Origin of the sequence: Nonomuraea terrae (genome assembly GCF_044465245.1) — a bacterium.
GTDB classification, from domain to species: domain Bacteria; phylum Actinomycetota; class Actinomycetes; order Streptosporangiales; family Streptosporangiaceae; genus Nonomuraea; species Nonomuraea terrae.
Window position 1 is genome coordinate 695,528 of sequence record NZ_JBITLL010000007.1, and the last position, 23,737, is coordinate 719,264.

Annotated in this window: 24 protein-coding genes; 13 read left to right on the forward strand and 11 right to left on the reverse strand. The window is 72.4% G+C overall.

Features of this window, described 5'->3' with window-relative positions; translation table 11 throughout:
• Positions 1–3: 3 nt before the first annotated feature.
• Entirely contained in the window at positions 4–714 is a 711-nt protein-coding gene (locus ACIBP6_RS37345; RefSeq protein WP_397058690.1) for a hypothetical protein, read from the forward strand.
• Here ACIBP6_RS37345 and ACIBP6_RS37350 read toward each other — a convergent pair.
• The 5 genes from ACIBP6_RS37350 to ACIBP6_RS37370 all read right to left on the reverse strand — a co-directional run bounded on the left by ACIBP6_RS37350 (position 681) and on the right by ACIBP6_RS37370 (position 6,254).
• Complete coding sequence (locus ACIBP6_RS37350) at positions 681–1,472, reverse strand: SGNH/GDSL hydrolase family protein (RefSeq protein WP_397058692.1); 792 nt, start codon at positions 1,470–1,472, stop codon at positions 681–683. The two genes, ACIBP6_RS37345 and ACIBP6_RS37350, sit on opposite strands and share 34 nt — an antisense overlap.
• Positions 1,469–2,044, reverse strand: a complete 576-nt coding sequence (locus ACIBP6_RS37355) for a PadR family transcriptional regulator (RefSeq protein ID WP_397058694.1) — start codon at positions 2,042–2,044, stop codon at positions 1,469–1,471. The genes ACIBP6_RS37350 and ACIBP6_RS37355 overlap by 4 nt, the downstream gene beginning before the upstream one ends.
• Positions 2,045–2,162: 118 nt before the next feature.
• Positions 2,163–3,554 carry a nickel/cobalt transporter gene (locus ACIBP6_RS37360; protein ID WP_397058696.1) on the reverse strand — a complete coding sequence of 464 codons (1,392 nt, stop codon included), beginning with the start codon at positions 3,552–3,554 and terminating at the stop codon, positions 2,163–2,165.
• Positions 3,551–4,750, reverse strand: a complete 1,200-nt coding sequence (locus ACIBP6_RS37365; RefSeq protein ID WP_397058697.1) for a tetratricopeptide repeat protein — start codon at positions 4,748–4,750, stop codon at positions 3,551–3,553. Before ACIBP6_RS37365 ends, ACIBP6_RS37360 begins: the two co-directional genes overlap by 4 nt.
• Before the next feature lie 127 nt (positions 4,751–4,877).
• Entirely contained in the window at positions 4,878–6,254 is a 1,377-nt protein-coding gene (locus tag ACIBP6_RS37370; protein WP_397058699.1) for a DUF4331 domain-containing protein, read from the reverse strand.
• Positions 6,255–6,468: 214 nt separating this feature from the next.
• On the opposite strand from ACIBP6_RS37370, the gene ACIBP6_RS37375 reads away from it, so the two are divergent.
• The 3 genes from ACIBP6_RS37375 to ACIBP6_RS37385 all read left to right on the forward strand — a co-directional run bounded on the left by ACIBP6_RS37375 (position 6,469) and on the right by ACIBP6_RS37385 (position 11,100).
• Positions 6,469–8,175: an ABC transporter ATP-binding protein gene (locus tag ACIBP6_RS37375; protein ID WP_397058700.1), complete on the forward strand. Its 1,707-nt coding sequence runs from the start codon at positions 6,469–6,471 to the stop codon at positions 8,173–8,175.
• Positions 8,176–8,574: 399 nt separating this feature from the next.
• Entirely contained in the window at positions 8,575–10,227 is a 1,653-nt protein-coding gene (gene hutU / locus ACIBP6_RS37380; protein ID WP_397058702.1) for a urocanate hydratase, read from the forward strand.
• Positions 10,228–10,326: 99 nt separating this feature from the next.
• Positions 10,327–11,100 (forward strand): MurR/RpiR family transcriptional regulator, encoded by a 774-nt coding sequence (locus tag ACIBP6_RS37385; protein ID WP_246075429.1) that lies wholly within the window; start codon positions 10,327–10,329, stop codon positions 11,098–11,100.
• On the opposite strand, the gene ACIBP6_RS37390 is transcribed toward ACIBP6_RS37385, so the two are convergent.
• From ACIBP6_RS37390 to ACIBP6_RS37400, 3 genes are read right to left on the reverse strand one after another with little or no spacing between them, the layout of a single operon-like run.
• Positions 11,080–11,829 carry an ABC transporter permease gene (locus ACIBP6_RS37390; RefSeq protein ID WP_132618954.1) on the reverse strand — a complete coding sequence of 250 codons (750 nt, stop codon included), beginning with the start codon at positions 11,827–11,829 and terminating at the stop codon, positions 11,080–11,082. The two genes, ACIBP6_RS37385 and ACIBP6_RS37390, sit on opposite strands and share 21 nt — an antisense overlap.
• Entirely contained in the window at positions 11,826–12,779 is a 954-nt protein-coding gene (locus ACIBP6_RS37395; RefSeq protein ID WP_397058704.1) for an ATP-binding cassette domain-containing protein, read from the reverse strand. The genes ACIBP6_RS37390 and ACIBP6_RS37395 overlap by 4 nt, the downstream gene beginning before the upstream one ends.
• A gap of 19 nt (positions 12,780–12,798) precedes the next feature.
• Positions 12,799–13,329, reverse strand: a complete 531-nt coding sequence (locus tag ACIBP6_RS37400) for a PadR family transcriptional regulator (RefSeq protein WP_397058706.1) — start codon at positions 13,327–13,329, stop codon at positions 12,799–12,801.
• Positions 13,330–13,385: 56 nt separating this feature from the next.
• Between ACIBP6_RS37400 and ACIBP6_RS37405 the strand changes: the two genes are divergently transcribed.
• The 5 genes from ACIBP6_RS37405 to ACIBP6_RS37425 all read left to right on the forward strand — a co-directional run bounded on the left by ACIBP6_RS37405 (position 13,386) and on the right by ACIBP6_RS37425 (position 18,791).
• Positions 13,386–14,072, forward strand: a complete 687-nt coding sequence (locus tag ACIBP6_RS37405; RefSeq protein ID WP_397058708.1) for an SDR family oxidoreductase — start codon at positions 13,386–13,388, stop codon at positions 14,070–14,072.
• A 43-nt stretch (positions 14,073–14,115) separates the two neighbouring features.
• Complete coding sequence (locus ACIBP6_RS37410; protein WP_397058710.1) at positions 14,116–15,291, forward strand: allantoate amidohydrolase; 1,176 nt, start codon at positions 14,116–14,118, stop codon at positions 15,289–15,291.
• Positions 15,282–16,604 (forward strand): formimidoylglutamate deiminase, encoded by a 1,323-nt coding sequence (locus ACIBP6_RS37415; RefSeq protein WP_397058712.1) that lies wholly within the window; start codon positions 15,282–15,284, stop codon positions 16,602–16,604. Before ACIBP6_RS37410 ends, ACIBP6_RS37415 begins: the two co-directional genes overlap by 10 nt.
• Positions 16,601–17,785 (forward strand): imidazolonepropionase, encoded by a 1,185-nt coding sequence (hutI, locus tag ACIBP6_RS37420; protein ID WP_397058714.1) that lies wholly within the window; start codon positions 16,601–16,603, stop codon positions 17,783–17,785. The genes ACIBP6_RS37415 and hutI overlap by 4 nt, the downstream gene beginning before the upstream one ends.
• A 67-nt stretch (positions 17,786–17,852) precedes the next feature.
• Positions 17,853–18,791, forward strand: a complete 939-nt coding sequence (locus tag ACIBP6_RS37425) for a sigma-70 family RNA polymerase sigma factor (protein WP_132618942.1) — start codon at positions 17,853–17,855, stop codon at positions 18,789–18,791.
• A gap of 227 nt (positions 18,792–19,018) precedes the next feature.
• On the opposite strand, the gene ACIBP6_RS37430 is transcribed toward ACIBP6_RS37425, so the two are convergent.
• Positions 19,019–19,471 carry a MarR family winged helix-turn-helix transcriptional regulator gene (locus ACIBP6_RS37430; RefSeq protein WP_397058716.1) on the reverse strand — a complete coding sequence of 151 codons (453 nt, stop codon included), beginning with the start codon at positions 19,469–19,471 and terminating at the stop codon, positions 19,019–19,021.
• A gap of 61 nt (positions 19,472–19,532) precedes the next feature.
• On the opposite strand from ACIBP6_RS37430, the gene ACIBP6_RS37435 reads away from it, so the two are divergent.
• A complete protein-coding gene (locus tag ACIBP6_RS37435; RefSeq protein ID WP_397058718.1) occupies positions 19,533–19,820 on the forward strand; it encodes an antibiotic biosynthesis monooxygenase family protein in 288 nt (95 codons plus the stop codon).
• Positions 19,817–20,263 carry a hypothetical protein gene (locus tag ACIBP6_RS37440; RefSeq protein WP_397058720.1) on the forward strand — a complete coding sequence of 149 codons (447 nt, stop codon included), beginning with the start codon at positions 19,817–19,819 and terminating at the stop codon, positions 20,261–20,263. Before ACIBP6_RS37435 ends, ACIBP6_RS37440 begins: the two co-directional genes overlap by 4 nt.
• A gap of 234 nt (positions 20,264–20,497) precedes the next feature.
• Here the strand turns inward: ACIBP6_RS37440 and ACIBP6_RS37445 are convergent, their stop codons facing one another.
• On the reverse strand, positions 20,498–21,064 hold the full coding sequence (locus ACIBP6_RS37445; protein ID WP_397058722.1) for a TetR/AcrR family transcriptional regulator: 567 nt from the start codon (positions 21,062–21,064) through the stop codon (positions 20,498–20,500).
• An 81-nt stretch (positions 21,065–21,145) separates the two neighbouring features.
• Here ACIBP6_RS37445 and ACIBP6_RS37450 point away from each other — a divergent pair, with 81 nt between their 5' ends.
• Together ACIBP6_RS37450 and ACIBP6_RS37455 are read left to right on the forward strand one after the other, a co-directional pair.
• A complete protein-coding gene (locus ACIBP6_RS37450; protein WP_132618932.1) occupies positions 21,146–21,949 on the forward strand; it encodes an alpha/beta fold hydrolase in 804 nt (267 codons plus the stop codon).
• A 10-nt stretch (positions 21,950–21,959) separates the two neighbouring features.
• Positions 21,960–22,733 (forward strand): MOSC domain-containing protein, encoded by a 774-nt coding sequence (locus tag ACIBP6_RS37455; RefSeq protein ID WP_397058724.1) that lies wholly within the window; start codon positions 21,960–21,962, stop codon positions 22,731–22,733.
• Here ACIBP6_RS37455 and ACIBP6_RS37460 read toward each other — a convergent pair.
• Positions 22,717–23,643: an ABC transporter substrate-binding protein gene (locus ACIBP6_RS37460; protein WP_397058726.1), complete on the reverse strand. Its 927-nt coding sequence runs from the start codon at positions 23,641–23,643 to the stop codon at positions 22,717–22,719. The genes ACIBP6_RS37455 and ACIBP6_RS37460 overlap by 17 nt on opposite strands.
• Positions 23,644–23,737: the final 94 nt, after the last annotated feature.

Genomic DNA, 23,737 nt, shown 5'->3' on the forward strand with positions numbered 1-23,737 from the left:
CCCATGGCGCTTCCTCCGCTCCACGAAGGACTGGCCTTTCCTCCTTTCCAGCGGCGCCTGGTGGCGGCCGTGTCCGCCGTCGGTGAGCGTTACGGTCTGGCGCTCGCGGGCGTTCACGCGCTGCGGGCGCACGGTCTCACCGATCGGATGGGCGACGACCTCGTCTTCGCGACGGCGGGGGAGACGCCGCTGCCCGATGTCGCGGAGGACGTCGCCGGCGCGCTGCGGGAGGCGGGCCTGGAGGCGGCGATCGCCGAGGTGACGGCCCGTGCCGGCCGCCTCACGGCCGAGGACGCCGTCACCCGCGAGACGTGCGCGATCCACCTCCTGCGTGAGGCGCTTCAGCGACCCCCGGTCGCCTGCGCAGGGTTGCCGGTGCTCGCAGCCGAAGACGCCGCCGGCCTCGTCACCCGCGCCTTCCACGAGCAGGGCCTGGTCGCCGACTTCGCCGACGTCGCCGCGCTCGCCGCCCGCTTCTCCCACCGTGACCTCGAACGGCTCGCCCAACTGCACGACGACGACTTCTCGGCCTCCGAGCTGCTGGCGCGGCTGGAGTTCCTCGACACGGTGCCCGACGAGACGTACGGGGTGGACGAGGAACGGATCGGGGAGATCCGGCGGTTCGCCCGCGGGTGGGTCGAGGACATCAAGGCGCGGCGGGTCGAGGACGGCGACGCCGACTACGACGATCCGGACATACCCGAGGTCGACTGAGCCCACGGGGTGAGCGCGGGGCGCTTGGCGGTGCGGCCGTCGCTGGACGAGCGTCCGAGCAGCCGGCGGCCGATCCACGGGCCGAGGAACGTCGCGATCCACCGCAGCTCGGCCGCCGCCGTCCGCCAGCCGGCCGGCGGGGGCAGGGGCGGCAGCGGGCGCGTCCAGGAGTCGTCGGGCAGGCCGAGGGCGCACGCCACGGCGGCGGCGAAGCGGGCGTGGCCTTCCGGGCAGGCGTGCAGGCGGTCGGGGCTCCACATGCGGGCGTCCGTGAAGACCTCCATCGGGTACGTGTCCACCACCGTGACCCCGTGGCGGGCGGCGGCGGCGCGGATGCGGGCGTTGAGGTCGAGCACGCGCGGGGCGAGTGGACGGGCCAGCGGCATGATCCGCCCGATGTCAGGAAATGTCACACCGATCACGTGGGCGCCCGCGGCCGTCAGCGCCGCGTACATGTCCTCGATCGCCTCCGCCACCCGCGCGGCGTCGAAGCGGGGGCGGGTGAGGTCGTTCATCCCGGCCATGACCGTGGCCAGGTCGGGGCGCAGCTGCAGCGCGACGGACAGCTGCTCGTCCCTGATCTGGCGCGCCAGCGTCCCGCGGACCGCGAGGTTGGCGTAGCGCAGGCCGGGCTCGGCGACGGCGAGCCGCTCGGCGAGGCGGTCGGCCCAGCCGCGGTGACCGACGGTGTCGTCGCCGTCGCCCAGGCCCTCCGTCTGGCTGTCGCCGAGCGCGACATACCGCGTGTAGGGGGTCATGACGTCCTTCCTTCGGTACGGGCCGCGCGCTCGGTCAGCGTCCGCGCGGTCTGGAGGCACCAGTCGTGCGTCTCGCGCTCCAGCCGGCATCCCGCCAGGCAGGACAGGTAGGGGCCGACGTGCTCGCCCTCGCGCAGGAATGTCTCCTCGTCCAGGTCGCCGCGCAGGCGGGCGAGGATCTGCCCGAAGAGGTCGAGCTTGGCGGCCGCCTCCCGCGCCCGCTCGCGGAGCTGGGCGATCACGGGAGCGGGGTCGAGCCGGTCCACGGCGTGCACCTTCACCACCAGGTCGTCGCGGATGAGCAGGGGCTTCGCCGGGGCCGCCGCGAAGGCGGTCAGCTCGCCGAGCCCGGCGTCGGTGACCGTGAACACCCGCTTGTTGGGCCGCCCTTTCTGGACGACCTCCCGCCCCGTGATCAGGCCGTCGGCCTCCAGGCGGGTCAGCTCGGCGTAGAGCTGCTGGGGGGCGGCGTACCAGAAGTTCGAGACGCCGACATCGAAGATCTTGGTCAGCTGGTAGCCGCTGTATTCGCCGCCGAGCAGCGCCGCCAGCACCGCGTGCTTGAGAGCCATCGCCTAGCGATGGTCATCGATATGAGTACTCATGGACATGACTATAGGGTGCTCGGGACAACCGGTCCAGGGTCAGTGGAGCTGCCCTGACCTCGGATGCTCGGTCGAGCGTCCGAGGCTAGAGGGCGGTCACCGAGCGGAGGACGAGGCCGGCGCCGAGGAGGACGACCATGGCGGCGGTGCCCGTCGGGGCCAGGGCCGAGACCCGGGCGGCCAGGCGCCGGCCGGTTGCGGCGCGGTGCTCCAGGCGGTCCACCAGCTTGACCAGGAGCAGGCCGGTGACGGTGAGGGTGGCGGCCATGCCGACGCCGTACGCGGTGACCAGCGCCACCCCGAACCACGTGCGGCCGAGGGCGATCGCGCCGAGCAGCACGATCAGCGCCGACGGGCTCGGCACGATCCCGCCCGCCACACCGAGCCCGATGAGTCCGGCCCGCTTGGGCGCGACGTGCCCGTGCCCGTGCCCGTGCCTATGGCCGTGCCCGTGATCGGTGGCGCGGCGGGTGGTGAGCAGGAGCCGGAGGCCGATGACGGCGATCAGGACGCCGCCGGCCACCCCCAGCCAGGACAGGACAGACTCCCCGGCCAGCGCCGTGAACGCCGACAGGAGCAAGCCCACCACCAGCACTCCGGCCGTGTGGGTGGCCGTCACCGTCGCGCCCACCACCAGCGCGTCGCGCGGTCGTCCCCGCCGTCCGGCCAGGTACGCGGCCATGACGGTCTTGCCGTGTCCCGGGATCAGCGCGTGGCCGGCGCCGAGCACCACCGCCAGGCCGACCGCCAGCAGGCCCAGTGGAGCCGTCAGCCGGTCCGAGCCGATCAGACCGGTGAACGTCCGGTCCAGCGCGGCCAGGGCGTCGCCGACGGGGCCGCCGATCCCGATCCCGCCCCTCGCCGCTTCAGGGGACAGTCCGGTGCCGGAGAGAGTGAGGGTGGCGGTGCGCTGGTCGAGCGGGTCCGCCAGCAGGTCCTCCGGGTACGCCCGCAGCTCCCGGCTCACGCTGGTCGCGGGCACCGACGAGCTCAGGCGGACGCCCTCGCCGACGGCGGTGATCTCGCGCCACCCGATTCGTTCCTGCTCGAACCCGTCGGTGAACACGACGGTCTCCGAGGCGCGGACCGCGGCGGCGAGCCGGCAGGTCAGGCGGCTGGTACGCAGACCGCCCTCGCCCGGCTCGTACGCGAACGACGACTCCGTCACCCGCCACGGCACCGTACGGCCGTCCACGACGAGCCGCTGGGCGGCGGCCAGGGCGGCGCAGCGGCGGGCCGCGTACGTGGCGTTCACCTGGGGCTCGGCCTGCAGGGTGGGCACCTCGGCCAGGTCCACGACGGCGAGGTTGCGCACCTCTGACGGTGAGATCCGCAGCCCGTTGTAGTGGTTGACGGTGAACGTGCCGAGCGGGTGGGCCGCGGCGGTCGCCGGGACGGTCAGCGCCTGGGCCGCGCTCGGCAGGAAACCCGACGCGAGCAGCAGGCCCGCCGCGACGGGGAGGAGGAACCGTCTCATGAGTGCCTCGCGAGTGCTGGGAGGGCCGAGTCGAAGTCCGGGTCGATGCGGGCAGGGCGGCCGAGTGACCGCTCGATGCGGGCGCGGTGGTAGGCGATCAGCGCGTTGCGCCAGCCCGTCGCGGTCGCCTTCTTCGCGTACGGCAGGGCCTCGGCCGGCTTGCCCGCCTTGAACAGGGCCCAGGCGAGGGCGTCGGCGGCGACGAGGTTGGGGTTGCGGGCGTACTCGGCCCTGGCGTGTTCGACGGCGCGGACCGGGTCGCCGTGGTCGGCCTCGAACTCGGCCCACGTCAGGTCGTCGCGCACCCCCGCGGCCTCGAACAGCCGGCGCTGGGCCTTGAGGAGCGTCCAGTCGGCGTTCAGGCCCGCCTTGAGACGGGTCTCGCCCTGTTCGATGAGGTACTGCGGGAGCGGGAGCCGTTCGACGACGGTCTCGTAGAGGGCGAGCGCCTCGGGAAGGCGGCCGCTGAGCGCCGCGGCCCTGGCCTGGCCGGCGAGGGCGGGCGTGTAGGCCGGATATGCCCGCAGGGCCTCGGCGTACCGGTCGGCGGCCGTGGCCGGGTCGCCGGAGCGCAGGGCCAGCTCGCCCAGGTAGTGGCGGGTGTAGGCGAGGTCGGCGGGTGTCCAGGCGTCGGCGTGGGCGTACTCCAGGTAACGGCGTGCCTCGTCCGTGTCGCCGCGCAGCTCGGCCGCGTACGAGGCGCGGGAGAAGGCGGCGACGCCGGGGCGCAGCTCGGTCATCCGGTCCACGGCCCGCTGGGCCGCGGGCAGGTCGCCGAGCTGGGTGCGTGCGTCGGCCAGCACACCGTAGGCGGCGGCGCCGTACGGGTTGGCGTCGAGGGCGCGCTCGGCCAGTTCGGCCGCTTCGGCGAACGCGTGGCGTCCGGCCGCCAGTGTCGCCTGCCCGGTGAGGACGGCGTCGTCGCGCGGGCTCAGCTTCGCGGCCGTGGCGAGCGCGCCCTCGGCCTTGGCGTAGTAGGAGGGGTCGCCGGTGATCCCGGCCTGGTCCACGTACTGGATGCCGAGCTCGGCCCAGGCTCGGTGGTCCTTCGGCAGGCGTCTGAGCCGCTCCTGCGGCGTCTCACGGAACGGCGCGGCCGCCACGGGCGCGGGTGTGGGCGCGGCGACGAACGAAAGGACGGTGAAGGCCATCGCCCCGACGAGGGCGACTCCAACGGCGATCGCGAAGGCACGCATGTCCGAAGGGCTCCAGGTGATGGATGGGGGTGGCCGGTCCGTGACGGGACGCACGGCCGGCCTGGCCCCCCGTGGGGTGGGCGGCCGTTCGGGTGGGGTGCCGCCGTGCGGGGCGGCAGGTGGTGGGTCAGCCTTGGGCGGCGGCGGTGTTGCTGGGCAAGGGGATGTACGGGAACGACGGGAGCAGGGGCTTGTCGTTCCTGTCGACCTTGTCCGTCAGGCCGGGGACGAGCTTGCCGGTCAGGGCGGCGCCGGCCACGGCCTGGAGGGAGATGTCCACGACGTCGTCGCCGAGGCGGCGGCCGTTCGGGAAGCCCTGGAGGTCGCCGGCGAGGACGCCGAGCCGGTTCGGGTCCTTGGACGGCGGGATCGCCATGTTGAGCCGGAGCATCTCCGACGGGCGGAGCTTGGCCGCGTCCCGGTTGAGGGTCTGGGAGTTGAGGTCGGCCTTGATGGGGCCGTTGGCCTTGGCGATGCCGGTCAGGAAGATCTCGACCAGGTCGTCGCGCGGGGTGGCGGGCGCCTTGATGCCGTAGATGCCTTCGAGGAGCCGGGCCACCTCGGGGTCGGTGACGCGCTTGGCGAGCGCGGGCACGCCGGCGTCCTTGTCCGGGGGCAGCGCGTTGAACGCGTCCTTGAGCCCGGCGGGCGCCACGACCTCGTTGACCAGCGGGTTGCCCAGGCGCGAGACCTGCACGAACCGGTGGCCGTTGTGCTTGTCGGTGGTGGACCAGACGCCGATCACCGGGTTGCGCCTCACGTCGCCCTTGACGGCCAGGTCGGACGCGGGCACCTGCACGGCGAGGGTGTTGACGTTGTAGCCCCTGGTGGTGTCCTGGCCGACCTCGGACAGGTCGCCGCCGTAGAGCAGGTCGAACACCCGCAGGTCCAGGAAGAACGCCTCGTCGGACTGCCCGGCGAACGCCTTGCCGCCCGCGGGCAGGCTCCTGATGGACTGGGCGCGCAGCCTGCCGTAGTCGGGCATGGAGGCGGGGCCGACGTTGCTGGGAGCGACGACGCCGTCCGGGACCAGGGTCCGGGTGCCGCCGTGGGTGATGCGCTTGAGGGTGTAGCGCTGGCGGTAGAGCAGGTTCGGGTCGTCCAGGGAGGTGACGGGCCCGTTGTTGTACAGGAACGTGCTGGTGCCGCGCTTGTCGTCGTCGCGGAACGTCCACTGGTAGGTGATGTCCGGCTTGGCGTCGCCGTTGTTGTCGATCTTGATGTTGTAGCGCGACTTCGTGTCGAACGTGTAGAAGTTCGGGCCGCCCCGCGGCTCCTGGAACGGGATCCAGTTGGCCATCAGGGTGACCGTGTCGGCCTTGTCGGGGCTGACGAACGCGTACACGTCGGTGTTGTCGTTGCGCGGGTCGCCCGCGATCATCGGGGCCTCGCGGTGCGAGGATGCGGTGCCGGAGTCGGTGCGGAGCACGGCCACCGACGACGCGGCGAGTGCCGCGGCGAGGCCGAGTCCGACTAGAGCGCGCCGGTTGGTCCGGAGCTCCATGGTCGGTCCTTTCGCAAAAGGCTGGTGGGCAGAGGTTCCGGCCGGGTTCCTCGACGCCCTATTCGTCCGTGGGCCGCGTCTGGATGTCGTCTCCTCCCTGAGAATGAGCGTCAACAATGGTTGACATACTTAGGTCGTCAATTTAGGTTGACCGGTGCGGAATCCGCGGCCTCGTTCGTTGCGGCGGATGAGACATGTCGTGAAAGGAGATGCGGTGGTCAAGGAACTGCTCGCCTATGTCCGCCCGCACCGGAACATCCTCGTCCTGGGCGGATTACTGGGCCTGATCGGCTCGGCGGCGGGCCTGGCCATGCCGCTGCTGGCCAAATACGTGGTGGACGCCTTCGGCGACAACCGCTCGATGTCCGGGCCGCTGGTCTGGCTGACCGTCGCGGTGCTGGCCGGCGCGGTCGTGAGCGCCGCGGGAACCTATCTGATGGAACGCACGGGCGAGGGCATCGTGCTCGGCGCCCGGCGCAGGCTCGTCGACCGCATGCTCCGGCTCAGGATCGCCGACGTGGACCGGCTCAACCCCGGCGACCTGCTGTCGCGGGTGACGGGCGACACGACGCTCCTGCGGTCGGTGCTGACCAACGGGATCGTCGAGTCCGTCGGCGCGGTGTTCATGCTCGTCGGCGCGATCGTCATGATGGCCGTCATGGACGGCGTGCTGCTGCTGGTCACGCTGCTCGTGGTGGTGGTGATCGGCGGCCTCGTCAGCCTCGTCATGCCGCGGATCCAGCGGGCGCAGACCCAGGCCCAGGAGGCCGTGGGCGAGATGGGCGCGGTGCTGGACCGGGCGCTGCAGGCGTACCGGACGGTCAAGGCCAGCGGAGCCGAGGAGCGGGAGATCGCGATGGTCGCCGAGGCGGCGGGACGCGCCCGCGACCGGGGGCTGCGCGTCGCCGGCTGGACGTCGCTCGCAGGGGTGGCGACGTTCATGGCGGTGCAGATCGCGTTCGTCGCCGTGCTGGGCGTCGGCGGAGCGCGGGTGGCCTCCGGCGCGCTGGAGGTGTCGTCGCTGATCGCGTTCCTGCTCTACCTCTTCTACCTCGTCGCGCCGATCGGTCAGCTCGTCACGGGCGCCGTCCAGCTCCAGCAGGGGCTGGCCGCGCTGAAGCGCATCAAGGAGATCGAGGAGCTGCCCGTCGAGCCGGTCGGCACCGCCGTACGGGCGTCCGCCGAGCCGGTCGGGGTGACGTTCGAGAACGTGGCCTTCCGGTACGGCGACGACCGCCCGGTCGTGCACGACGGCGTGAGCTTCGCGGTGCCACCCGGCGGCCTGACCGCCCTGGTCGGCCCCTCGGGGGCGGGCAAGTCGACGGTGTTCGCCCTGATCGAGCGCTTCTACGAGCACCAGGGCGGCACGATCACCATCGGCGACCGTGACATCCGCGACTGGCCGCTGACCGAGCTGCGCGCGGTACTCGGCTATGTCGAGCAGGACGCCCCCGTGCTGGCCGGCACGCTGCGGGAGAACCTGCTCTTCGCCGCCCGCGACGCCACCGAGGACGACCTGCGCGACGCCCTCGCCCGCACCAGGCTGGACGACCTCGTGGCCCGGCTGCCCGAGGGCCTGGAGACGCCGGTCGGGCACCGCGGCGTGCTGCTGTCAGGCGGCGAGCGGCAGCGCGTGGCCATCGCCAGGGCGCTGCTGCGCAAGGCCCGGCTGCTGCTGCTCGACGAGGCCACCTCGCAGCTCGACGCGGTCAACGAGCTGCGGCTGCGCGAGGTCATCGCCGAGGCGGCCAAGGAGACGACCGTGCTCGTCATCGCCCACCGCCTGTCCACGGTGACGGGCGCCGACCGGATCGTGGTGATGGACCGCGGCCGGGTGCGGGCGGTCGGCACCCACGACGAGCTGGTGGGGGAGGACGACCTCTACCGGGAGCTGGCCGCGACCCAGTTCCTCGTGGGGTAGCCGCTGTCGGCGCGGAGTTCGTGAGCCCACTGTCGGTGCGGGCTCCATGGGGCCCTTGTAAGCGCGGGGTCCGCGACCTCCAGCGGACCGCTGAACGCGGCCTGTTGGAGGTGCGGACCCCGCGACCTGCGACGGTCGGCTGGACGCGGACCGTTGGAGGTGCGGACCCCGCGACCTGCGACGGTCCGCTGGACGCGGACCGTTGGAGGTGCAGACCCCGCGACCTGCGACGGTCCGCTGGACGCGGACCGTTGGAGGTGCAGACCCCGCGACCTGCGACGGTCCGCTGGACGCGGACCGTTGTAGGTGCAGACCCCGCAACCTGCGACGGTCCGCTGGACGCGGACCGTTGTAGTCTGCGGGTGACATGGGTGAATGTTCTCATTCAGGAGGGTCACGATGAGCCGCAGCGTCCGGGCGCCGCGAGGCACTGCGATCACCGCCAAGGGGTGGCCGCAGGAGGCCGCGCTCCGCATGCTCCAGAACAACCTCGACCCCGAGGTCGCCGAGCACCCCGAGCAGCTGGTCGTCTACGGCGGCTCAGGCCGGGCGGCACGCGACTGGGCGTCGTACGACGCGCTGGTCAGGACGCTGACGACGCTGGAGGGCGACGAGACCCTGCTGGTGCAGTCGGGGCGGCCCGTGGGCGTCTTCCGCACCCACGAGTGGGCGCCCCGGGTGCTCATCGCCAACTCCAACCTGGTGCCCGACTGGGCCAACTGGGAGGAGTTCCGGCGTCTGGAGGCGGCCGGGCTCACGATGTACGGGCAGATGACCGCGGGTTCGTGGATCTACATCGGCACCCAGGGCATCCTGCAGGGCACCTACGAGACGTTCGCGGCCGTGGCCGCCAAGCGCTTCGGCGGCTCGCTGGCCGGCACGATCACGCTCACCGCCGGCCTGGGCGGCATGGGCGGCGCCCAGCCGCTGGCCATCACCATGAACGGCGGGGTGGCCATCTGCGTCGACTGCGACCCCCGCTCCGTCACCCGCCGCATCGAGCACCGCTACCTCGACGTCCAGGCGGCCTCGCTGGAGGAGGCGCTGCGGCTGGCGTACGAGGCGCGCGACGCCCGTAGGCCGCTGTCGATCGGCGTCGTCGCCAACGCCGCCGAGGCCGTGTCCGACCTGCTGGCCAGGGGCGCCGAGATCGACATCGTGACCGACCAGACCTCGGCCCACGACCCGCTCGCCTACCTTCCGGTGGGCGTCGCCTTCGAGGACATGGCGGCCGAGCGCGACAAGGACCCGGCCGGGTTCACCGAGCGGGCGCGGGCGTCGATGGCGCGGCACGTCGCGGCCATGGTCGGCTTCCAGGACGCCGGGGCCGAGGTGTTCGACTACGGCAACTCGATCAGGGGCGAGGCCAAGCTGGCCGGCTACGCGCGGGCCTTCGACTTCCCCGGGTTCGTGCCCGCGTACATCAGGCCGCTGTTCTGCGAGGGCAAGGGGCCGTTCCGGTGGGCGGCGCTCAGCGGCGACCCGGCCGACATCGCCGCCACCGACCGGGCGATCCTGGAGCTGTTCCCGGACAACGAGCCGCTGGCCAGATGGATCCGCACGGCGGGCGAGAAGGTGCACTTCCAGGGCCTGCCGGCGCGCATCTGCTGGCTCGGTTACGGCGAGCGCGACGTCGCCGGCGAGCGCTTCAACGACATGGTCGCCTCCGGAGAGCTGCAGGCGCCGATCGTGATCGGGCGCGACCACCTCGACAGCGGCTCGGTCGCCTCCCCCTACCGCGAGACCGAGGCCATGGCCGACGGCTCCGACGCGATCGCCGACTGGCCGCTGCTCAACGCCATGCTCAACACCGCCTCCGGCGCCTCCTGGGTCTCCATTCACCACGGCGGCGGCGTCGGCATCGGGCGTTCCATCCACGCCGGGCAGGTCACCGTGGCCGACGGCACCGCCCTCGCGCGCGAGAAGCTCAACCGCGTGCTCACCAACGACCCCGGCACGGGTGTCATGCGTCATGTGGACGCCGGTTACGACGAGGCGGCGCGGGTGGCCGCCGACCGTGGCGTGCGCATCCCGATGCGTGAGTCACTCTGAAAGGGATGAGAAAACCGGTGCCGGTGCGTTGGAGGTTGCGTGGCGGACGGATATCACGGTGGGCTGGGTTTGCTGCTGGATGGCCGGAGGCTCTCGCCCGTGCAGCGCAGGATCGCGCACTACCTGAGCGAGCATCTGGATGAGGCGATCTTCCTGTCCAGCGTCGAGCTGGCCGAGCGGGCCGGGGTCAGCCAGCCGTCGGTGACGAGGTTCGCCATGGTGCTCGGCTTCGCCGGCTATCCGGAGCTGCGCCAGGCGCTGCGCCCGCTGGTGCTCGGCGGGGGCGCCTTGGAGCCGCAGGAGAGCCTGCTGCGCGGGGCCATCGACCGTGAGATGCGCAACCTCGCCGTGGTGCGGGAGCGCCTGCAGGCGTTCCCGCTCAAGGAGCTGGGCGAGCACCTGGCGGCGACCGAGCCGCTGCCCGTGGTGGGACTGCGCGTCTCCTGCGGGCTGGCCACCACCTTCGCGTACTACGCCCGGCGCATCCACCCCGACGTGCGGCTGCTCACGCACGGCGGGTCGGAGCTGGTCGACGGGCTGCACGCGGCCCGCAGGGCCGGGGCCGAGTGGGTGGTGGCCGTGGTGCTGCCGCGCTACCCGCGCGAGGCCGTGGAGGCGCTCGAGTACGCCGGGAAGCTGGGCCTGCGGGTGGCCGTCATCACCGACCGGCCCGACTTCCCCGCCGAGATCGTGCTCGACGCGCCCGTCAGCGACCGGCTCGTGTTCGACTCTCACGCGGCGCCGCTCGCGCTGGCCATGGCCCTGGTGGAGGCCATGGCCGACGCGGTGCCGCTGCGCACCAGGGCCCGGCTGGAGGAGTACGAACGCATGACCGACGAGGCCGGGACGTTCCTAACCGGCGATCTTCCGTAGCGAGCGCATCGACCAGATCGTGGTGAGCACCGCCAGCCCGAGGAAGACCGCGAAAGCGATCGGGATCGACGGGTCCGACAGCCGCCCGCCGAACAACGCCCGCCCGGCCTCCACGGCGTGGTAGAGCGGGTTGAGCGGGGCCAGGAACTGCATCCACCCGGGCGCGAACGAGATCGGCAGGAACATCCCGGCCAGCAGCATGATCGGCAGCATGAACAGGTTGAGCGTCTGCGACATGCCGTTCTCGTCGCGCACGGTCAGCGCCAGGCCCTGCGACAGCCCCGAGGCGAACAACCCGGTCGCCGCCATGAGCAGGAGCACCAGCACCAGCTCCACGGCGCCGATCCGCACGCCCATCGCCATGGCCACGACCAGCACGAGGACGGCCTGCAGGACCAGCACGAGCATGTCCTTGGCCACCCGGCCGAGCACGATGGCGGGCCGCCAGGCGGGGCTGACGGCGTAGCGCTCCAGCGTGCCGTCGCGCAGCTCGGCGATGAGGCCGAACCCGGAGAACAGCGCGCCGAAGACCGCGATCATCATCATCGCGGCCGGGGTGAACATGCGCAGCGCGTCGACCGTCGTGCCGCCCGGCGTCATGGTGCGCAGCAGCGGCGCGTACATCAGCAGATACAGCACCGGCTGCATGATGCCGAACAGCGGCCAGATCGGGTTGGCGAACTGCTTGCGCAGCTCGTAGCCGGTGAACAGGACGGTGTGGCGGATCATGCGGCGGCTCCCGCGTCGCGGAGGGTACGGCCGGTCTTGGCCAGGAACACGTCGTCGAGGGTGGACCGGTCGAGCGCGATCGAGGTCAGCGCGACGCCCTGCTCCTCCAGGGCGCGCAGCAGGCCGGGCAGGGCGTGCTCGCCGTCGTCCACGTAGACGCGCAGCAGGTCGTCGTCCACGCGGGTCTCGCGGGCCAGCGCCTTGACGGTGTCGGCGGCGCGGCCCGGCTGGTCGGTCCTGAGCGTGATGACGTCGCCGGACACCTCGCGTTTGAGGGCGGCCGGGGTGCCCTCGGCCACCACGAGGCCGTGGTCGACGATCATCAGCCGGTCGCACAGCGCGTCGGCCTCGTCGAGGTAATGGGTGCTGAGCAGCACGCTCGTGCCCGACTCGCGCAACTGCCTGATGCGGTCCCAGAGGTTCGCGCGGTTCTGCGGGTCGAGGCCGGTGGTGGGCTCGTCGAGGAAGAGCAGCGGCGGGCCGTGCACGAGGCCGATCGCGACGGCCACGCGCCGCTTCTGCCCGCCCGACAGCGTACGGCCGGGGCGGTCGGCGAGCTCGGTCAGGCCGAACCGGTCGAGCGCCTCGGCGGTCGCCCGGCCCGGGTCGGCCACGCCGTGGATCCGGGCGGCCATCATGATCTGGGCGCGGGCGCTCACGGTGTCCTCGACACCGCCGGCCTGGCTGACGTAGCCGAGCCGCCGCCGGATCGCCGCGGGCTCCCTGAGCAGGTCGTGGCCCGCGATCACGGCCGTCCCCGCGTCGGGGGTGATGAGGGTGGCGAGCATGCGGATCGTGGTGGTCTTGCCCGCGCCGTTGGGGCCGAGCACGCCGAAGATCTCGCCCTTGTCGACGTCGAGGTCGACGCCGCGGACGGCCTCGACGGTCTGGACGCCTTTCCTGCTCCTGGTGGTGAACGTCTTCCGCAGGCCGTGTGCCTGGATGATCATGGGGGGTTCAGCTCCTTCGTCAGGGCAACTCGCCGGACTCGACGCGCGGGATCGCCTGCTCCACCCAGTCGAGCTGGGCCTGGAGCATGGCTCTCATCAGGCGGAGGTTCTCGTTCACGTGGGCGGGCGCCCCGTGGCGTTGCTTGGCGCCGACGGCCCGCGCGACGGCCTCGACGTTCGTCGCCAGCTGCAGCCTGCGCTCGTGGAGCGCGGCGATGACGTCCTCCTTCTGCAGCTTGTCGATGAACGTCAACGCCACCTGGAACGGGTCGACGATCGGCTGGACGGTGGTCCAGGAGCCCATCAGCAGCCGGTAGAACTCCATGCGTCCGGTGTCGTTGACCGCGTAGACCACCTTGCCGCCCCTGCCCGCCTCCACGACGTCGAGGAGACCCTCGTCGGCCATCTTGCCCAGGCCGTGGTAGATCGAGCCGAAGGCCACGTTGGCCCACTGGTCGGCCCCCATGAACTCCAGACGACGGCGGACGCCGTAGCCGTTCATGGGGCCGTCCAGGAGGGCGCCGAGGATGAGGATGCGCGTCGGGGACATGTGCTCAAGTTTGAATACAAATTTGATTAACCGTCAAGGGTCAATAAGCTGCCGCCATGACTGAACGACCGACGGCGCTGGTCACCGGCGCTTCCCGGGGTGTCGGCGCGGCCGTCGCCCGCGCCCTGGCCCCCACCCACGACGTCCTCCTCGGCGGGCGCGACGAGCAGGCCCTCGCCGCCCTGGCGGCCGAGCTGCCCGGCGGCCGCGCCTGGCCGGTGGAGCTGACGGCCGTCACCGAGGCCGACGTCGCGGGCGTCGAACGGCTCGACGTGCTCGTCCACAGCGCGGGCGTCGCCGAGCTCGGCCGGCTCGCCGACCAGTCGGCCGACGCGTGGCGGCGGACGATGGAGGTCAACGTCGTCGCGGTCGCCGAGCTGACCCGGCTGCTGCTGCCCGCGCTGCGCCGGGCCGGCGGCCACGTGGTGTGCGTCAACTCCGGCGCCGGCCTGCGCGCCAACCCCGAGTGGGGCGTGTACGCGGCCAGCAAGTTCGCCCTGAAGGCGTTCGCCGACGCCCTGAGACTGGAGGAGCCGGCCCTCAGGGTCACGACGGTCTATCCGGGCCGCGTCGACACCGACATGCAGCGCGGCGTGCGCGACTACGAGGGCGGGCCGTACGAGCCGGGCAAGTACCTGAAGGCCGAGACGGTGGCGCGGGCGGTGCTGGCCGCCGTCACCGCCGGCCCTGACGCCCACCTCACCGACCTGACCCTCCGCCCGAGCGGCGGTCCCGTGAACTGAGCCCCGTTCCTCGGTGAATGGCTCCATTCATTACAGTGGGGCCATGCTTGAGCCACTCGCGCACATCGGACGAGATCCCGGCACCGGCGGCTATCTGCGGGACGCGTGGTCGCCCGCCGACCTGGAGCTGCGCGAGTGGTTCGCCGGTGAGGCCGCGCGACGCGGTCTCGCCCTGCGCGAAGACCGCAACGGCAACCTCTGGGCGTGGTGGGGCGACCCGTCCCCGGCCCGCCCGGGGGTGGTGACCGGCAGCCACCTCGACTCCGTCCGCCAGGGCGGCGCGTACGACGGCCCGCTCGGCGTCGTGTCCGCCTTCGCCGCGCTCGACGTCCTGAGAGAACGCGGCGTCGAGCCGTCCGCGCCGGTGGGCGTCGCCTGCTTCACCGACGAGGAGGGCGCCCGGTTCGGCGTGCCGTGCGTGGGGTCGCGGCTGCTCACCGGCGTGCTCGCCCCCGAGCGGGCGCTCGGGCTCACCGACGACGAGGGCGACACGCTGGCCGACGTCCTGCGCAAGGCCGGCCGCGACCCTGACGCGCTCGGGCGCGACGACGAGACCCTGCGCGCCGTCGGCGTGTTCGTGGAGCTCCACGTCGAGCAGGGCCGCGGGCTCGTCGCCGAGGGCCGGCCCGTGGGCGTGGCCGGCGCGATCTGGCCGCACGGCCGCTGGCGCTTCGACTTCCGCGGCCGGGCCGACCACGCGGGCACGACCAGGCTGGCCGACCGCGACGACCCCATGCTGCCGTTCGCCCGCCTGGTGCTCGCGGCCCGCGAGGAGGCCGAGCGGCTCGGCGTCGTCGCCACCGTCGGCAAGGTGCGCGTCTCGCCGGGCAACGCCAACGCCATCCCCGGCCTGGTCTCGGCCTGGCTCGACGCCCGCGGGCCCGAGGAGCGGGCGGTGCGCGAGCTGGTCGCCGCGCTCGCCGGCGCCGCCGCCGTACAGGAGGAGTCGTGGACCCCCGAGGTGCGCTTCGACGCGGCGCTGCGCGACCGGCTGGCCCGGGTGGCCGGTGGGCAGGATCGCGGGGAGCCCGCGCCGATCCTGCCCACCGGCGCCGGTCACGACGCCGGGATCCTCGCCGCCGCGGGCGTGCCGAGCGCCATGCTCTTCGTACGGAACCCGACCGGCGTGTCCCATTCCCCGCAGGAGCACGCCGAGCGGGCAGACTGCGAGGCGGGAGTGGTGGCGCTCGCGGACGTGCTGGAGGACCTGTGTCGCTGACCTACTGGTGCGAGCGGGCCTGGCTGCCCGACGGGGTCGCCGACGACGTGCTCGTCGAGATCGACGGCGACCGGATCACCCGCGTCGAGCAGGGCCCGCCCGGCACGGCCGAGCAGCTGCCCGGCCTGACGATCCCCGGCCTGGCCAACGCCCACTCCCACGCCTTCCACCGGGCGCTGCGCGGCGTCGTCCAGCAGGGCAGGGGCGACTTCTGGACCTGGCGCGAGCGCATGTACGAGGTGGCCGCCCGCCTCGACCCCGACTCCTACCTGCGTCTGGCCCGCGCCGTCTACGCCGAGATGGCGCTGGCCGGTGTCACCTGCGTGGGCGAGTTCCACTACCTGCACCACGCCGCCGACGGCCGCCCGTACGACGACGCCAACGTCATGGGCCACGCCCTCGTCAGTGCCGCCCGCGAGGCCGGGCTGCGCATCGCGCTGCTCGACGCCTGCTACGTCTCCGGCGGCATCGGCGCGCCCCTCGCCGGGCCGCAGCTGCGCTTCAGCGACGGCGACGCCGACCGGTGGGCGGTCAGGGCGGAGGAGCTGGCGGCGGCGTACAGGGGGCAGACCGACGTGCTGGTCGGCGCGGCCATCCATTCGGTGCGGGCGGTGCCGCCGGAGCAGATGTGCGTCGTCGCCGAGTTCTCCCACCGCCACGCCGCGCCGCTGCACGCGCACGTCTCCGAGCAGCGCGCCGAGAACTCCGCCTGCGTGGAGACGTACGCCGCCACACCCGTCCAGGTGCTGCACGAACGCGGGGCGCTCGGGCCGCGGTCGACCGTCGTGCACGCCACGCACCTGACCGACGTCGACGTCGAGCTGATCGGCCACTCCGGCACCTACGTCTGCATGTGCCCCACCACCGAACGCGACCTCGCCGACGGCATCGGCCCGGCCAGGGCGCTGGCCGACCGGGGCGCGCGCATCACGCTCGGCTCCGACAGCCACGCCGTGATCGACCTGTTCGAGGAGGCCAGGGCGGTGGAGCTGGACGAGCGGCTGGCCACCGAGACGCGCGGCCACTGGCCCGCCGCCGACCTGCTGGAGGCCGCCACCGGGACCGGCCACACCTCTCTCGGCTTTCCCGACGCCGGCATGCTGATGCCCGGCGCCTGGGCCGACCTGGTCACCGTGCGACTCGACTCCGTGCGCACGGCGGGCGCCGGCGGCCTGGAAGCCGTGGTGTACGCGGCCACCGCGGCCGACGTGCACTCCGTGGTCTCCGGCGGCCGGCGCGTGGTCTCCGGCGGCCGCCACGTGCTCGGCGACGTCGGCGCGCTGCTGGCCGAGGCGATCGGGGCGCTGCGATGACCACCACGCTGATCGACCGCGTCGGCCTGCTCTACACCGGCGACCCCGAGCGCGAGGAGATCGCCGACGCCGCGCTCGTCGTCGAGGACGGCCTGGTCGCCTGGACCGGCCCCGCCTCCCGGGCCCCCGACGCCGACCGCCGGGTGGACGCGGAGGGCAGGGCCGTCGTCCCCGGCTTCGTGGACAGCCACGCCCACCTCGTCTTCGCCGGCGACCGCACGGCCGAGTTCCAGGCCCGCATGTCCGGCGAGCCCTATACGGGCGGCGGCATCAGGACCACCGTCGCCGCCACCCGCCGGGCCGGCGACGCCGAGCTGGCCGCCCGCGCCCGCCGGCTGGTGCGCGAGATGCTCACCCAGGGCACGACCACCGTGGAGATCAAGAGCGGCTACGGGCTGTCCGTCGAGCATGAGCGGCGCTCCCTGGAGATCGCCTCCCGGCTGACCTCCGAGACCACCTTCCTCGGGGCCCACGTGGTGCCCGACGACATGGACGCCGACGATTACGTCCGGCTCGTCGCGGGCGACATGCTGACCGCGTGCGCTCCCCACGCCAAGTGGGTGGACGTGTTCTGCGAGCGGGGCGCGTTCGACGGCGACCAGACGCGCGAGATCCTCACGGCCGGGCTGAAGGCCGGGCTCGGCGCGCGCGTGCACGCCAACCAGCTCACCGAGGGGCCCGGCGTGCGGATCGCCTGCGAGCTCGGCGCCGCCTCGGCCGACCACTGCACCCACCTCACCGACGCCGACGTGGACGCGCTCGCCTCATCGGGGACGGTCGCGACGCTGCTGCCGGGGGCGGAGTTCTCCACCCGGTCGCCGTATCCGGACGCGCGGCGGCTCATCGACGCGGGCGTGACCGTGGCGCTGGCCACCGACTGCAACCCCGGCTCCTCCTACACCTCCTCGATGCCCTTCTGCGTGGCGCTCGCCGTGCGGGAGATGCGCATGACGCCGTTGGAGGCCGTCAGGGCCGCCACCCGCGGCGGGGCCCGCGCGCTGCGCCGCACGGACGTAGGGTGGTTGCGTCCCGGCGCCCGCGCCGATCTCGTCGTGCTCGATGCCCCCTCCTACGCGCATCTGGCCTACCGGCCGGGCGTTCCCCTCGTTCACCAGGTGTTCCGCGGCGGCCTCCTCCTTGAGGAGGACATCCAGAACCCTCCCCCGGTCGTAGTGCTTTAGGGAATCTTTGCATCTGGCCAAACGTTGCCGGGATATAGAACGCAGCTGCGGAACGAGGTGCCTGGGGATGGCAAGGCCTACGGGGAGTCGCACGCAGGAGCAGCACGTCGCGGAGCGCGATCTGCTGGGGACATATCTGGCCGAGATCGGCCGGGTCCCGCTGCTCACGGCGGAGGAGGAGGTCGACCTCGCCAAACGGATCGAGGCGGGCCTCTTCGCCGAGCAGCTGCTCGACGGCGGGGGGACGGAGCCGCGCATCGCCGACGCGGCCGACGAGGAGCTGGAGCGCCTGGCGATATCGGGCCGGCGTGCGAAAGACGAGTTCATCCAGGCCAACCTGCGCCTGGTGGTGGCGGTGGCCAGGAAATACTCCGGCCGGGGGATGCCGCTGATCGATCTGGTGCAGGAGGGGAACCTGGGCCTGGTGCGGGCGGTGGAGAAGTTCGACTACCGGCGGGGATACAAGTTCTCCACGTATGCGACGTGGTGGATCCGGCAGTCGGTGGGGCGGGCGATCCACGAGCAGGCCCGGCCGGTGCGCCTGCCGACGCACGCCGGGGAGCAGATGACCCGGCTGATGCGGGTGCGCCGCGACCTGCTGGCGGAGTTCGACGCCGAGCCGACCGACGACGACCTCGCCGCGATCCTGGAGCTGCCGATCGAGCGGGTGCGGGAGCTGCGGCGGTGGGCGTCCGACCCGGTCTCGCTCCAGCTGGGGGTCGGCGACGAGGACGAGACCGAGCTGGGTGACATGATCGCCGACGAGACGTGGGCCGATCCTGAGCAGCAGGCCATCGACATCCTGGAGCGGGAGCGGCTCGACCAGTGGCTGACCGGTCTGGAGGGCTCCACCAGTGAGATGCTGCGGTGGCGTTACGGGCTGGTCGACGGGCGCGAGCACACGCTGACGGAGGTCGGCGAGCGCTACGGCATCGGCCGCGACCGCGCCCGCCGCATCGAACGCGACGCCCTGGCCCGCCTGCGCAAGATGGCCACCGCCGCGTGAGCGGCGCTTTCGTCTGAGGGTGTGCGGCGCCCGCTGTCCCGTTCGGCCGGGCGCCGCTGCCGACTTTCCCTTCCATCAGGGATGAACAGCCTTTTTGGCCACCCCCTCGGGCCGGGCGCCGCGATGCGTGCCTCCGGCCCGCTGGACCCGCCGTAGGCCGGTGGGGCCGCTGGGCTCCCGCCGGGTGATGTGCCGCGAGATCTGACGCCGCGCGGGGCCGGCAGCGGTCACTTCGCTCTGGTCTGGCGCTCGGCGACCAGTTTGAAGACGCGTTTGAACTCCGCGTACGCCTCCTCGCCGACCGCCCGTGCGTGCTCGGCCTCCATCTCCGCGAGGAGGGCGTCCGACTTCACCATGTGATCGCGGCCGAGCTCGGTCGGCACGATGAGCTTCGCCCTGCGGTCGGCTGGATCCGGCTGCCGCTCCACGTACCCGAGCGCCACGAGCTCGTCCACCAGGGTGCCGATCACCTGCTTGTGCTGGCCCGACCGCACGGCCAGGTCGGAGGCCCGGCTGCCCTCCACGTCGAGGTAGGCCAGCACGGCCCCGTGCCGCGGCCTGACCTGGGGGTGGCCCATCTCCGACAGCCGGGAGAACAGCTCTTTCTGCAGGCTGAACAGCGTCCGGCTGGACAGGATCCCCAGGTCGGGCAGCTCACGCTTGCGCTCGCTCCTGTGCACTGCACACTCCCATTTAGTCATGAATCTTGACTATCACAATTTCTGACTATATCGTCATCGCATGACGACGACAGTAGAACTCACCAGGTTCCGCGTCTCCGCCGAGCATGCGACGGACCTCGTGGCCGCCCGTGGCCGGATGATCGCGGACTTCCAGGCCGACCGGGACGGATTCCTGGGCGCCAAGCTGGTCCAGCTGCCCGACGGCGAATGGCTGGACATCGTGGAGTGGCGTTCGCCGGCCGACTTCGCGGCCTCCCGCGCCAAGGGCGGCGACCTGCCGGGAATCCAGGCCTTCTTCGCGCTGATCGACGAGCTCGTTTCGGTGGAGGAGGGCACATTGCGATGACCATCCTGATCACCGGCCTCCACCACCCGGAGACGCTGAACCAGGCGTTCGAGGGCGTGGACACGGTGTGGCTCCTGGTCGCCATGGCCCGACTCCACACACGCCAGCAGCAACGCCGTCTGGGCGGCCAGAAAGGCGGGCGTGCGGCACATCGTCCGCATGTCGCCATCGGCGCGGGCCACGACGCGCCGACCCGCAACGGCCGGCTGCACGTGCTGTCGGACATCGAACTCGCGGCCTCGGGTCTCGGCTGGACCGTCATCCGGCCATCGTTCGTCATGCAGAACGCTCTCGGCTCGGTCGACGGCGACACCTTCTACGGCGCTCCTGGGCAGCGCCGCGTCAGCATGATCGACGTGCGGGACATCGCCGACTTCGCCACTGTCGTGATCCGTGACCCCGCGCCCCACCAGGGCGGAACGTACCCTGGGGCCTGGACCTGAATCACCCTGCGTACGCCGCCGTTCTCGTCTGGCGACTTGTCCGGTGATACGGCGGGTCGAGCGGGCCGGAGGCACGCATGGCGGCGCCCGGCCCGAGGGGGTTCCCTGAAAGGCTTTTGACCACGGAAACCACCGGGGTGGGAACACCGGCAGCGACGCCCGCCCCGTCCGAGGGAACGCGGGGGTGTCGGCAGCGGCGGCCGGCCCGAACCGGCCCCCCGAAGCGCGGCCGGGTCAGCCGTTGAGCAGGCGGCGGAGGAACTCCTCCACGGCGGCCTCGGCGGTCCGGTGGTCGCCGCCGCGGGCGACCAGCAGGGCGCTCTCGTTGACGGCGGCGAGCAGCATGTGGGCGTGCAGGTCGAGGAACTGGCCAGGGATCGCCCCCGTCGCCTGCAGCGCGGCCTTCAGCATCCCGAACGAGTAGCGCTCCTCCATGGCCCGCCAGCGCTCCCACCCCAGCACCGCCGGCGCGTCCAGCAGCACGATGCGCTTGATCACCGGGTCACCCGCCAGGCGGATCCAGGCCAGCGTGCCCGCCCGGAGCGTCTCGATCGGGTCGTCGATCCCGCGCACGGCTTCGACGATCTGTGCCCCGATCGACCTCTCGGTGGCCTCCAGCACGGCCGCGAACAGCGCTTCCTTGCCCGCGTAGTGGTGGTAGAGGGCCCCGCGGCTCAGCCCCGACTCCTGCAGGACCGTCTCGATCGAGGTGTCGTCGTACCCCCGGTCTGCGAAGAGCCGCGTGGCGATGGCCAGGACCCTGTCGCGGGTGGCCGCGCCACGTTCCGCCTTGAGGTTCATGGATCCACGATAGACAAACCGACTCATGGTCGGTAATTTTCTATACCGACAGTCGGTCTGTAATCGCGAAAGGAACCCTCCATGGACGGCATCAGTTACGTCGACGTCGGCCAGGGTCCCGTCGCCCTCTTCGTGCACGGCGTCGGCACCGGCTCCCACCTGTGGCGGCACGTCGTCGCCGAGCTCAAGGACGAGCGCCGCTGCGTGGCGGTCGACCTCCCGCCCCACGGCGGCAGCGCGCCGCGCGACGACCTGTCCATCCCCGCGCTCGCCGAGATCGTCGAGGAGCTCTGCGACCACCTCGGCCTGAGCGAGGTCGACCTCGTCGCCAACGACACCGGCGGCGCGGTGGCCCAGGTCTTCGCCGTGCGCCACCGCGAGCGCCTGCGCACGCTGACCCTCACCAACTGCGACGTCCACACCAACACGCCGCCGGAGAAGTTCCGCCCCACGGCCGAGCTGGCCGCGCAGGGGCGATTGGCCGCGCTCACCGAAGCCGTGCTCGACCAGCCGGAGCTGGTGGCTCGGACGGCCTTCGGCGACTCCTACGAACGCATCGACGACCCGGCGGCGGTGGTGGACGCCTACCTGCGGCCGATCTTCGCCAAGCCGGGCGGCGGGCGGGCGTTCGAGCGCCTGGTGGCCTCCATCGACGCCGAGGACATGGTCGCCATCGAGCCACGGCTCAGGGCGCTGACCGTGCCGACGCTCGTCGTGTGGGGCACCGGCGACGCGTTCTTCGACGTGAGCTGGGCACGCTGGCTGCGCGACACGATCCCCGGCGTCAGGCGGGTGGTGGAGATCGAGGGCGGGCGGCTGTTCTTCCCCGAGGAACGGGCGGGGGAGCTGGTTCCGCACCTGCGCGCGTTCTGGGAGCGGCCGTAGGCTCGGCGGCATGCATGTCGAGACGCTGCGCCGTTATCCCGTGAAGTCGATGCTGGGCGAGGAGGTCGCCGAGAGCGAGGTGAGCGAGCGAGGGCTGGCCGGTGACCGCGAGCGGGCCGTGCTCGACGTCGCCACGGGGCGGATCGCCACCGCGAAGAGCCCGAGGCTGTGGCGGGCCCTGCTGACACTCGAGGGGGCTCGGGCGCCGGGTGACGCCGAGCTGTCGGCGCTGCTCGGGCGTGAGGTGCGGCTGGTCGACGTGCCGCCAGAGGGCGCCGCCTACGAGCGGTCGGTGCCGGAGCAGGTGCTCGCCGAGGGCGTCGAGGCGGAGGTGTCCCACACCGTCGGCACGCTGGGCGCGGCCGCCCCGCCCGGCACGTTCTTCGACTACGCGCCCCTCCACCTGATCACCACGTCCACGCTGGAGCGGATCGCCGCGCTCGGCCCGCGCGGACACGTCGAAGCCCTCCGCTACCGGCCCAATCTGGTGATCGCGACCGAGGCGGAGGGCTTCGTGGAGAACGGCTGGATCGGCCGGGAGCTGCACGTCGGCGACGACGTGGTGCTGCGGGTCATGGTGGCCAGCCCCCGGTGCGCCGTGCCGACGCTGGCGCACGGGCCGCTCGGCCGCGACCCCGACGCCCTGCGCACGGTGGCCCGGCACAACCGGGTCGAGCCGCTGCCCGGCATGGGGGAGCAGCCGTGCGCGGGGGTCTACGCGCGGGTGCTGCGCCCCGGCCGGATCCGCAAGGGCGAGCGCGTACGGCTCACACCAGCGGCGTGAGGTGCTTGTCGAGGTCGTCGAGGATCTTGTTGGCGGCGGTGACGCCGATGCCGGTCATCCAGATCTCGTCGTCCACGTTGTAGGCGTGGTCGGCCTTGACCGCCTTGAGGTTCTGCCACAGCGGCCCGGCCGTCACCTCGGCCTGCGACTTGGCGGCATCCTCGCCGAACGCGCTGTAGAAGATGGCGTCGCCGTCGGCGTCGGCGAGGTTCTCCTGGCTCAGCTTGGCGAAGCGCCTGTCCTGCGCGCCGGTGAGCAGCTGCACCTCCGGCCGGGGGATGCCGGCGTCGCCCAGGACGATCCCGGAGAACGAGTCGGGCCCGTAGATGCGGATCTCGGTCGGACGGAACCGCACGATGCTGACCTTGATCGAGGAGAACTTCGCGCCCTCCTTCTCGGCCCGCGTCTCGTAGGCCGACAGCAGCTGCTGCGCCTGCTCCTTCTTGCCCAGCGCCTCGGCGTCGAGCAGGAAGTTCTCCTTCCACGTGATGCCGACGCGCTCGGTGAACACCGTCGGCGCGATCTTGTTCAGCTTGTCGTAGAAGGCGGCCTGGCGGAACTTGGAGCCGAGGATGAGGTCGGGCTTGAGCGCGGTGATGGCCTCGAGGTTCGGCTCTCCGAGGGTGCCCACCTGCTTGACGTTCGCCAGGGCCGGGCCGAGGTACTCGGGCCAGGTCTGGTTGCCCTCGGCCTGGGCGGCGCCGACGGGTGTGACACCCAGGCTGACCAGCGAGTCCAGCTTGTCGGTGTCGAGGACGATGACGCGTTTCGGCGTCATGGGCACCTGGGTTACGCCCATGGCGTGCTTGACCGCCCGGGTGGGGCCGGTCTCCTGCGTCGTGGTGGAGGTGCCGCACGCGGCGAGGGTGATGAGCGGAAGCATGGCAACGAGAGCCAGGCGAAGTCGCATGGGCGTTCCTGTTCGCTTAGGTTAGGCGACCCTAAGTATGACATGCCCGATATCGCAGAGCCTCAAGGCGTCTCGTGAGGCGACCGAAACGCCG

Bases quoted from the DNA above. Each gene is read 5' to 3' on its own strand.
- ACIBP6_RS37435 (WP_397058718.1), top strand. From the start codon at position 19,533: ATGACGACGACAGTAGAACTCACCAGGTTCCGCGTCTCCGCCGAGCAT.
- hutI (WP_397058714.1), top strand. From the start codon at position 16,601: ATGACCACCACGCTGATCGACCGCGTCGGCCTGCTCTACACCGGCGAC.
- ACIBP6_RS37365 (WP_397058697.1), bottom strand. From the start codon at position 4,750: ATGCGTGCCTTCGCGATCGCCGTTGGAGTCGCCCTCGTCGGGGCGATG.
- ACIBP6_RS37455 (WP_397058724.1), top strand. From the start codon at position 21,960: ATGCATGTCGAGACGCTGCGCCGTTATCCCGTGAAGTCGATGCTGGGC.
- ACIBP6_RS37425 (WP_132618942.1), top strand. From the start codon at position 17,853: ATGGCAAGGCCTACGGGGAGTCGCACGCAGGAGCAGCACGTCGCGGAG.
- ACIBP6_RS37440 (WP_397058720.1), top strand. From the start codon at position 19,817: ATGACCATCCTGATCACCGGCCTCCACCACCCGGAGACGCTGAACCAG.
- ACIBP6_RS37345 (WP_397058690.1), top strand. From the start codon at position 4: ATGGCGCTTCCTCCGCTCCACGAAGGACTGGCCTTTCCTCCTTTCCAG.
- ACIBP6_RS37405 (WP_397058708.1), top strand. From the start codon at position 13,386: ATGACTGAACGACCGACGGCGCTGGTCACCGGCGCTTCCCGGGGTGTC.
- ACIBP6_RS37360 (WP_397058696.1), bottom strand. From the start codon at position 3,554: ATGAGACGGTTCCTCCTCCCCGTCGCGGCGGGCCTGCTGCTCGCGTCG.
- ACIBP6_RS37390 (WP_132618954.1), bottom strand. From the start codon at position 11,829: ATGATCCGCCACACCGTCCTGTTCACCGGCTACGAGCTGCGCAAGCAG.
- ACIBP6_RS37460 (WP_397058726.1), bottom strand. From the start codon at position 23,643: ATGCGACTTCGCCTGGCTCTCGTTGCCATGCTTCCGCTCATCACCCTC.
- ACIBP6_RS37410 (WP_397058710.1), top strand. From the start codon at position 14,116: ATGCTTGAGCCACTCGCGCACATCGGACGAGATCCCGGCACCGGCGGC.
- ACIBP6_RS37445 (WP_397058722.1), bottom strand. From the start codon at position 21,064: ATGAACCTCAAGGCGGAACGTGGCGCGGCCACCCGCGACAGGGTCCTG.
- ACIBP6_RS37355 (WP_397058694.1), bottom strand. From the start codon at position 2,044: ATGGCTCTCAAGCACGCGGTGCTGGCGGCGCTGCTCGGCGGCGAATAC.
- ACIBP6_RS37370 (WP_397058699.1), bottom strand. From the start codon at position 6,254: ATGGAGCTCCGGACCAACCGGCGCGCTCTAGTCGGACTCGGCCTCGCC.
- ACIBP6_RS37400 (WP_397058706.1), bottom strand. From the start codon at position 13,329: ATGTCCCCGACGCGCATCCTCATCCTCGGCGCCCTCCTGGACGGCCCC.
- ACIBP6_RS37395 (WP_397058704.1), bottom strand. From the start codon at position 12,779: ATGATCATCCAGGCACACGGCCTGCGGAAGACGTTCACCACCAGGAGC.
- hutU (WP_397058702.1), top strand. From the start codon at position 8,575: ATGAGCCGCAGCGTCCGGGCGCCGCGAGGCACTGCGATCACCGCCAAG.
- ACIBP6_RS37350 (WP_397058692.1), bottom strand. From the start codon at position 1,472: ATGACCCCCTACACGCGGTATGTCGCGCTCGGCGACAGCCAGACGGAG.
- ACIBP6_RS37450 (WP_132618932.1), top strand. From the start codon at position 21,146: ATGGACGGCATCAGTTACGTCGACGTCGGCCAGGGTCCCGTCGCCCTC.